At 68.9% G+C, this 8,761-nt stretch carries 7 protein-coding genes; 2 read left to right on the top strand and 5 right to left on the bottom strand.

All coding sequences use genetic code 11. The features are described from left to right. The coding region (locus tag FHS37_RS38025; protein ID WP_311136983.1) for an ISL3 family transposase at nt 1-886 on the bottom strand (886 nt) is incomplete at its 3' end. Nucleotides 887-1,546: 660 nt separating this feature from the next. Between FHS37_RS38025 and FHS37_RS38020 the strand changes: the two genes are divergently transcribed. After that, the gene (locus FHS37_RS38020; RefSeq protein WP_184829783.1) at nt 1,547-2,506 is read left to right on the top strand and encodes an SDR family oxidoreductase; all 960 of its coding nucleotides are present in this window, start codon (nt 1,547-1,549) and stop codon (nt 2,504-2,506) included. 781 nt (nt 2,507-3,287) lie between these two features. Here the strand turns inward: FHS37_RS38020 and FHS37_RS38015 are convergent. Beyond that, nucleotides 3,288-3,578 (bottom strand): hypothetical protein, encoded by a 291-nt coding sequence (locus FHS37_RS38015; RefSeq protein ID WP_184829781.1) that lies wholly within the window; start codon nt 3,576-3,578, stop codon nt 3,288-3,290. A 287-nt stretch (nt 3,579-3,865) separates the two neighbouring features. Here FHS37_RS38015 and FHS37_RS38010 point away from each other — a divergent pair, with 287 nt between their 5' ends. Further along, complete coding sequence (locus FHS37_RS38010; RefSeq protein ID WP_184829799.1) at nt 3,866-4,780, top strand: transposase family protein; 915 nt, start codon at nt 3,866-3,868, stop codon at nt 4,778-4,780. A 110-nt stretch (nt 4,781-4,890) separates the two neighbouring features. On the opposite strand, the gene FHS37_RS38005 is transcribed toward FHS37_RS38010, so the two are convergent. The 3 genes from FHS37_RS38005 to FHS37_RS37995 all read right to left on the bottom strand — a co-directional run bounded on the left by FHS37_RS38005 (nt 4,891) and on the right by FHS37_RS37995 (nt 8,308). Next, nucleotides 4,891-5,220, bottom strand: coding sequence for a transposase family protein (locus FHS37_RS38005; RefSeq protein ID WP_221500804.1), 330 nt, complete (start codon nt 5,218-5,220; stop codon nt 4,891-4,893). A gap of 9 nt (nt 5,221-5,229) precedes the next feature. Beyond that, a complete protein-coding gene (locus FHS37_RS38000; protein ID WP_373304330.1) occupies nt 5,230-5,382 on the bottom strand; it encodes a hypothetical protein in 153 nt (50 codons plus the stop codon). A gap of 358 nt (nt 5,383-5,740) precedes the next feature. After that, nucleotides 5,741-8,308 (bottom strand): CHAT domain-containing protein, encoded by a 2,568-nt coding sequence (locus FHS37_RS37995; protein ID WP_184829795.1) that lies wholly within the window; start codon nt 8,306-8,308, stop codon nt 5,741-5,743. Between the last annotated feature and the right edge of the window lie 453 nt (nt 8,309-8,761).

The raw sequence follows: 8,761 nt of genomic DNA, 5'->3' as shown, positions 1-8,761 counted from the left end.
GGCGGTGGATCGCCGCGACGAGAAGCTGCTCGACGTCAGTGGCCCGGGCGAAGCGCAGGACGGTGCCGCGGCTGAGACGGAGTTCGCGGGCGATGACTCGCAGGCTGTCGCCGCGTTCGATGCGTTCGTGGATCTGCTGGTGGCGTTCGCGGGTGCGGGCGGCCAGCCGCCGAGGCCGTCCGTGCACGTCCAGTTCGCCCAGGGTGGCGGGGCGGACACCCGCTGGTGGGCGGGTGTCGTCCCGGTCGGCCCGGACGGTGAGGGGTTCACGCAGGCCGGCGCGATGTCGTCCGACGACTCGCTCGACGGCCTCGGCGAGGTTGTGCAGCAAGTGCCAGGCATCGGCAACTTGCCGGGCCTGTGGTGCACCGGCCTGGGCGCCTTCGCGGAAGGAGCCGGCACGGTCGCGGCAGACAACCCTTACCTCGGGGTGTTCGCGCAGCCATGCGGCGAAGGTGTGCGCGGTGCGGTCCGCGAGGACATCGACAGGGCGGCGGGTGCTCATGTCGACGAGGATCGTCGCGTAGGTACGACCGCGGCGCACAGCGAACTCGTCGACCCCCAGACATGGGACAGACTCCGGCCGCGGGACGGGCAGTGTGCGAAGGAGGCGGAGCAGGGTGTCCTTGCCGGTGGTGGCGGCCAGGCGTCCGCACAGACTGGCGCCGGCACGTCCGCCCAGAAACAGGGCGATGTCGGTGAGCTGAGCGGTGAGGGCATTCGTGCGGCGCACGTGTCGACGCGCCAAGTCCGGGATCTGCTCGGCGAAAGTTCGACGCCCGCAGCTATCGTTGCCGCACACGAGTCGACGTGCCCGCAGGTCCAGTCGTACCTGCCGACCAGCAACGGGACGGTCCGCCAGACACCGCTGGCAGTAGCAGTGCACTCGCGAGGATCTCCATCCGCGTCCTGGGCAGGCGGCCGACCCCACCGTGGACCGCACGGCAAGACGGACCTCAGTGTCCCCAAGAACCACCTCGTCCACCTCGACTCCGACCCCCTGAAGAAGGAGGTCAGCGAGGCGAACCACGTCCCCCACGCCAAGGTGATGCCCATCCGCCCTTGATCGTCACCCACCCCCAAATCAGCGACAGAGCCCAGAACTTGAGCCAGAACCCGTTCTCGTCGACATCGAGATCCGGGTCCGGTGAGGGCCTCCCGAGGTCGTCGACAACTGCTGTCGTTTGACGTCGATGAAGCCAACCGCGCCTCTCCGCACGAAAACGCCTTCGACCTGGCGTCTCGGAAGCCGCTCGAGCAGTCGTAGCGGAGCGTGCGGGGGTTTTGCCGTCGTGCCCGAACTGGGGGTGGCCGGGTTCCGGGCACGACGGCGGTCACATGTCGAGGATGCGATGTACGGCATCGGTCGGGTCCACGCCCAGCATATGAGCGACGAGGAGCGCGCCCAGGACGAGCGCGGTGACGGCTCCGGCCTTGTTGGCGAAGCCCTTGACGAACAGCGGCCACCGCTACCGACCGGGGGAGCGGTGGAATTTCCCAGGAAATGGTGACGCAGATTGTCGTGTTTACCGTGCACGGTGGTGGCATGAACCAGGACACCACCACCCAGCACATCACCGGCGGAGCTCCGCTGACCGGCCGGATCGCACTCGTCGCCGGGGCCACACGCGGTGCCGGACGCGCGCTCGCCGTCGAACTCGGCCGGCTGGGCGCCACGGTCTACGTCACCGGCCGCACCACCCGTACGCACGCCAGCGAGATCGGCCGGAGCACGGAGACCATCGAGGAGACCGGCGAACTGGTGACGGCGGCTGGCGGTACCGGTATCGCGGTGCCCACCGACCACCTCGACGAGGACCAGGTACGTGCCCTCGTCGGACGCATCGAGCGCGAGCAGGGACGGCTGGACGTCCTCGTCAACGATCTGTGGGGCGGCGAGCACCTCCTCGTGAAGTCCGTGTTCGGCAAGAAGAGCTGGGAGACGCCTCTCGCCGACGGGCTGCGCATCCTGGAACTCGGAGTCCGGTCCCACGTGATCACCGCGGCGCTGGCCCTCCCGCTCCTGGTGCGCTCCGACGCCCCGCTCCACGTCGAGGTCACCGACGGCACGGCGGCGTCCAACCGCCGCTACCGTGAGAACCTCTTCTACGACCTCGCCAAGAACGCACCAATTCGGATCGCCTTCGGCTTGGGGGAGGAACTGGCGCAGTACGGGGGCACGGCCGTCGCCGTTACACCGGGCTTCATGCGCTCGGAACAGATGCTTGCCCACTTCGGTGTGAGCGAGGAGAACTGGCGCGACGCCGTCGCCCAGGAACCCGCCTTCGCCATCGCCGAGTCACCGCACTACCTCGCCCGCGGGGTCGCCGCGCTCGCCGCGGACCCGGACCGGGCGGCCCGCTGGAACAAGAAGTCCGCCTCCAGCGCGGACCTCGCCAAGGCCTACGGCGTACGCGACGTGGACGGCAGCCAGCCCGACGCCTGGGCGTACTTTGAGGACACCTTGTACGGCGGGAAGGACGGCTCGGCGGACGACTACCGCTGACACATCCCGAACCGGAACCGGAAACAGACGCCGCTGCCGCCGAACGTCACGGAAGACGGGAGCGACGGTTGTCCGAGTCCGTGCAGGACGCCGCGGGTGCGGGGCACGGGGCCATTGACGTGGTGGGTGCCCGCACCAGCAATCCGCGGCACGTTTCCCTGAGCATCCCCAAGGGACGACTCACCGCCTTTCACCGGGGTGAGCCGCAGCGGTAAGACCTCGCTGGCCATGGATACCCCGTACAGCGAGGCCCAGCTGCGTTACGGGGAGGGTCTTTCGCCGTTCGCGCGGCGGTACACCACACAGCGCAGCCGACCGAAGGTTGACCGCATCCAAGGGTCGCGACGCGACCCTCGCGGTCGACCAGCGCCGTGTGAACCGCAACCCCCGCTCCACGGTGGCGACGATCACTGGCATCGACGGGTGTGCTGGCCTGTGTGGCGGGGGTTGTGGCGGTGCATGGTCGGACGGGACCGCTCTTACGGTGGGGCGGTGGCATGTGACCTCCCCAGGTCTTGTTCGCCACCGCCCCGCCGTGTTCCCGCCAGCACCTAGACGTCTGCCACTTCGTCCAGCCGCCCGTCCTGCTACCCCGCTTCCTGCTCCTCATGCCTGTATGGGGGCGACGGCATGGTGTCCCACCGCCCGCCGGGTTTCCCCTACCGTGCCCCCGACGGTTGCGCAGTATCTGCGCATGGCGTTGGCCTGCTGTGGTGGGGGCCGTGGTCGGAGTCCTGGTGGCCACGAGCTGACCTGGGCGCACGAGGCTTCGTGAGCATCCTCACCGCTCACGGATCCTTGACCACCACCAGCCGCCCACCGTGAAGGCGTTCACCGGCCCGGGATTCGGCAGAGTGCGACGCTCGAACTCGTCGTCGATACGAGCAACCAGCCGGCCGAGATCGCGCCGGGCACCGAGAGGGAGATGAAGCATGACCTCTTCCAGATCATCGCGGGCATACTCCACCTCCAGTCCGGGCTGCCAGACCTGGGACGCCTTCAGATAGCGGCCGGGCTGCCTGAACGCCCACTCGAAATGGACAAGCGCGTCAGCAACTGCACCAGGCCACATCCGCTCATCCCCGACGCGGCGGACAGCGGCACGAGTCTTCGCGGAAATACCCCGGATCCGCCGAACTGCAACATGTTTGCGAGGCCGCCACCGCTCAGCACGGACGGCCTTCGGGCGCCTACGCGGCATCGCCCTTTCTGATCAATATGTCGTCATCCTGCCACGAATGAGGCCGGCTCCACATGCATGATCGAACTCCCCGCCACTCGGGGACTCTTACGAGCTGGTGCGTGATAGCGGTTGAGGGGTGATCGCGCGAGGGTGGGATGATCCAGCCCATGGTGATCATGGTCAACCGGGACATCCTCGCGCATCAGCTGTTCACCGGTGTCTCCCGGCAGCATCTGGCTTGCTTGGTCGAGGAGTTGGCAGGCCCGTGGCAGGCCGTGGTCGAGGGGCACCGTCACAGGGCACGTGGTGGGGTCAGGAAACGTGAGGCGGGGGCCGGTGCCAGGTATCGGCTGGTGTTCGTCGACCGGCTGGTCGTCACGCTGATCCACCTGCGGCACGATCTCCCGCACTCTGTCCTCGCCCTGTTGTGCGGTGTCGACCGTTCCACCGTCACCCGTGCGATCGGAGAGATCCGCGGGCTCCTGGCCGAACGCGGATGCGCGGTCCCCGGCCGTCCTGGCCTGCGGCTGCGGACCCTGGCGGATGTGTTCGCCTGTGCCCAGGTCGAGGGCATCGAGCTGCGGCTGGACGCCACCGAGGTCCAGGTCCGCCGGCCCGCAGCCGGCCGCGGCGGACGCCGGGCGTTCGTCTCGGGCAAGAAGAAGCAGAACACCATGAAGGCCACCATCATCGCCGACCACCAGGGCCGCACACTCTGGACCGATGCTCTGCGACCAGGGCGGATGCACGATGCGACTGCCGCACGCAACGAAGGCATCGCCGTCTGCTTCCAGCATTTTCCGGAGGTGGAAGTGCTCTTGGACGACGGCTATCTCGGACTCCGACGCGACCATCCTGGCCAAGCGGCCACACCACCCAGAAAGCCGAACAAGATCGCTTTGCCGCACGTACACGCGGCCAGAGAGGAAGCCCGGCACCGACACTCATCGAAGCGGATCACCGTCGAGCACGCACTCGCTGACCACAAACGCTGGAAGCAGCTGACCCGCTGGACCCACCGGCGAGAGGTCCTGCCCGTCACCTACCGGGCCATCGCCGGCCTCGTCTCCGACCGCACCGCCAACGCGTGACCACGACTCCGATCAGGCAAACACGACTCCATCGCTATCACGCACCAGCTCGTAACGAGCTCGTGCACAGTAGGCAGTGAGGCGTCGAGGGCTTCGGTGGGGCTCGGTGTTCACATCCGCCGTACCGGGATCAGGTCTGCGGTCTGCTGGTGGGACAGCAGGCCGGCGACGGCCTGGACGGTGTCGCTCATATGCTTGCGACGGCCGAGGTGTCGGGCCAGGGCCCGCCAGTTCTCCAGGTGGGCGATGCCGTGCTCGACCCGGATACGGCGTGAGGAGTGCTCCTTGCGCTGCCGCTCGTGCATCTCCTCGTACCAGGCGAGGGCGTTCTTCTTGAACTTGCGGTGCGGTGGTGTGACCAGCCGGCCGCCGGTCTGGGCGCCCAGGCCCTGGTAGCCGGCGTCGGCAAGGATCTCCACCTGTGCCGCTCGAAAAGTCATCGTCGCCGGTCAAGCGATATAGCGGTATTCGCTGATCACGCCGCCGAGGATCCTGGTCCGCAGCACGAGCAACTCGGCGCCATTCGCGGTGTCACGCCGCAGCAGCACCGATGGGACGGACAACAGCCTCCGGACCAGCCTGTACAGCAGAGACACAATCACGCGGACATGATCCCAGGATCGAACTGCATCACTCCCACCTGCGCTGATGACTTTTCGAGCGGCACAGGCTGCAGCGGGACGCCTGGGGTGGGTGGGGCCGCGGGCTGCGGCGGGGTGGTGGGCTGCTCGGGCAGGTTAGTCATGGTCCCCCCAGGGATGAGGCGGAGCGGCAGGCTATCGCCAGATGATGTTGAACAAGCTGAGTCCGTTGAAGGTTCACCAATTCGAGACGAGGCGCAGAACTCGCCCCTCCCCCGCCGACGCGGGGGTGTCCTGCCCTGACGCTGCTGTACACGCGGTTGGCGCGGTCGGGCCCGTCAAGAGCGCCTGTCGGTCGGCGGGCCAGGTGACGCTGTGGTCACGCCGCGCCGTAGGCCATGAAGGCCCAGCTGGTGGCCTGGTAGAGCGCATCGGCTGGACGGGCGACGCGGGCGTCGCGCAATGCCTCGGACAGAGACAGGCCAGCGGCCAAGCCGTCGTGCAGCGACAGCATCAATGGCACCACAGCGGCCTCGTTGACCGGCGCGTTGCATGCCACTATCCCCGCCGTGCCCATCGGCAGCAGCTCAGCGACCAGGCCAAACAGTCCTCCCTCACCGGCCGGCGAGAGGCGTGTGGTCTCGCGACTGGACAAGATGATCTGGTGCGGGCGGCGGTCCAGGCATGCGAGGTTATGGACGATGAGCGGTCCGTCGGCCATCCGCAATGAGGAGAACAGCGGGTTGTCGGCGCGGTAGGTTCCGTGCGCGGCGATGTGCACGAGTGCGGCACCGTCGATCTCCCGCAGCACACGGGATCCGAGTGCGTCTTCGCGCTCCAGCACCGTTGATCCGGGGTGCCGGTTGGCCAGTGCCGTCACCTCCGCGCCGCCGTTGTTCAGCCCCGGCCCGCGTACCAGCACCTGGCGGCTGCCCGGCGGCGGCTCGGTCTCCCGGGCGCGCAGCCAACTGCTCGCCGATGGTGACACGGTGAGCACCCGCTCGCGCAGCGACGCCAGCAGCGCCCATGGCACACGATCCAGCCCGGCTGGCGGCACGAGCACGACCGGTCCGTCGCCTAGATGCGTCGCGGCCGGACCGAGCAGCAGCTCCTCCAGCCGCCGTCCCGCAGCCTCTACCATAGGAAGTCGGCTCACCGCCCCCGAGTGGGCCAGCTGCCGCAGCCCGGCCTGCGCGTGTTCGGCCTCGTTCTGCGCCTCGGCGAGCAGTCCTGCCTCGAAGCGCCGAACCCGCCCGTTCCCGCACAGCAGTACCTGGATTCGTCCGTCGAGGACGATGAGTTCGACTAGTTGCTGGCGACTGCCCAGCTCTTGGAGCAGTCTGCCCGGATCGAAGCGGTCAGTGTCGGTGGGGCTGTCGCCGCGCAGGTGCAAGGCTTGGGACTGAATCTCCCGCTCCAGGCGCCGCTGTTCGCGCTCCAGGGCAGGCACCGGCCGTGCCTCCATACGGGCGGCCTCGGCACGGGCGGCGATCTCCCGGAACGCGGTCAGTGCACTCCGTAGCTGAGGGTCGGCCAGCGGCCGGATCGGCGGCCTGGACAGCACGGTGGCCCGCCAGCGCTCGCTCCACACCAGCAGCCGGCGCGGACTGCCCAACTCCAGGCTGACCTGCTGGGCCAGCACGCCGAGTTCGGCGCCATGCTTGGTGGCCCTGACCGACAACTCCGAGGCACCCAGCGTCATCCGGTGGTCGTCGAGCACGTCGAGCCCGCGCCGGCAAGCGCTCAGCACCCCCCGAACCGAGCCGGCGGCACGGGCACGCAGCGCCTGCGCTACCCAACCCGTTATCCGCGCCAGCATGGGCCCGGTGTGCCGACTGCGGGCGGCGATGGCCAGATGCCGCTCGGCATCCGCCGTCCAGCCCAGGGCCAGTGCGATCCGGCCCGCAAGCAGTGATGCCTCCGGCGCGGCCGGTGCGCCGAAGGACGCAAGTCGTTCGGCGGCTGCGGCAGCGTCCGCGACGAGCCGCCCCGAGTGTCGACCAGCGGCAAAGCGCGCCTCGATCAGCACCAGCCGCGCATGCGCCTCCCACCAGATGCGCCTCTGCCCGGCGAACAGCCGTACCGCCGGCGCAGCGCGCGCGATGGCCGTGTGCGGATCACCCGCCAGCTGGGCCGCACGGGCCGCCATCAGCAGCAATTCGGCCTTGCGGGTGGACTGGCCGCCGATGCCGTCCAGCACGGCAATCGCCTCATCCGCCTCAGCCAGCGCCTCCGGGGCCAGCCCGGCGGCCATCAGCACCTCACAGCGGCGGATGTTGAGCATGAACGTCGGCGTGCCGAGCCTGGTGCAGAGCTCGTTTGCTTTGTCCAAGAACCGCAGCGCGGCCGGGATGTCGCCGGACCGGAAGGCGGCCAGCCCTCGGCTCTCCACCGCATCTGCCTTATCGTGCTCCTGGCCTGTGCTGTCCCACAGTGCCTCGGCTGCGGTGAAGTCGGCCTCCGCCCGCTCCGGTGCTCCGAGCGCGAGATGCAGGGTGGCCCGCAGAGTCAGCGCACGCGCTGTCCAGATAACGTCCTCCGCCTGGCGCAGTACGGGAATCGCGCGCCGGATGTCCTCCAGTGCCTCCCTGTGGCGGGCGAGAACCCAGAAGGCGTAGGCGCGTCGGAACAGCACACGCGCACGGGTGTGTCCGCTGCTGACGGCGACGCTGCGTTCCAGGGAGGCCAGGCCCTGTCGGCTGCGGCCCGCGTGGATGAGCGCCACGCCGAGTGTGGCCAGCACGTCAGCCTCCCGGTCGGGCGCCTGTGCGCGTGCCGCCAGATCGCGGGCGCGGCGCAGGTGATGCAGGGCAAGGCTGAGGTCGCCCCAGTCCCGCTGCCAGATGCCGATCACTTGGTGCGCGACGGAGGCACTCTGCGGCGACGGATCAGACTCGAGCAGGACCTGGGCCTGCGCCAGTGCCTCCTTCGGATTGGCGAACGCCATCTGCAGAAGATGGGGGACCGGGCCGATCCCTGTCGCGCCTTGGGCTCTGCTTTTCGGCTCCGCCGGAGCGGCTTTGGACTGGGCGTCGACCTCCACGGCGGTCAGGGGAAGCCCTGCCCGCTCGTCGCCGCTGGTGAGTTCCCATGTGCGTTGGAGAAACTCCAGGTCGTCGCTCCACCAGGGGAAGCCGATCTCTGCCGTCTCGCCGCCGCTGAAGGCTGCCCCTGCCAGTGCAGGCACCTTCGCCGGTCGCACCGCCTTACTGTCAGCTTCATGGCGTGTTGCATCCAGGCGTGCCGGTGCGGTGCGCAGCGGTGTGTTCTGTTCTTCTTGCCGTTCTGCTGCAGAGTGCGCTCGGGCGTCCAGCCCGGCAAGTCTCCGCTTGAGGCCGGCTAGAGACCCTTCGACGTCCAGGACCGGAGCCAATGCCTCGGAAACGGCAGCCTCAGACGC

This window comes from Streptomyces griseomycini (assembly GCF_014203535.1).
Taxonomy (GTDB): domain Bacteria; phylum Actinomycetota; class Actinomycetes; order Streptomycetales; family Streptomycetaceae; genus Streptomyces; species Streptomyces griseomycini.
This window is presented reverse-complemented; position numbering and strand designations above follow the sequence as displayed.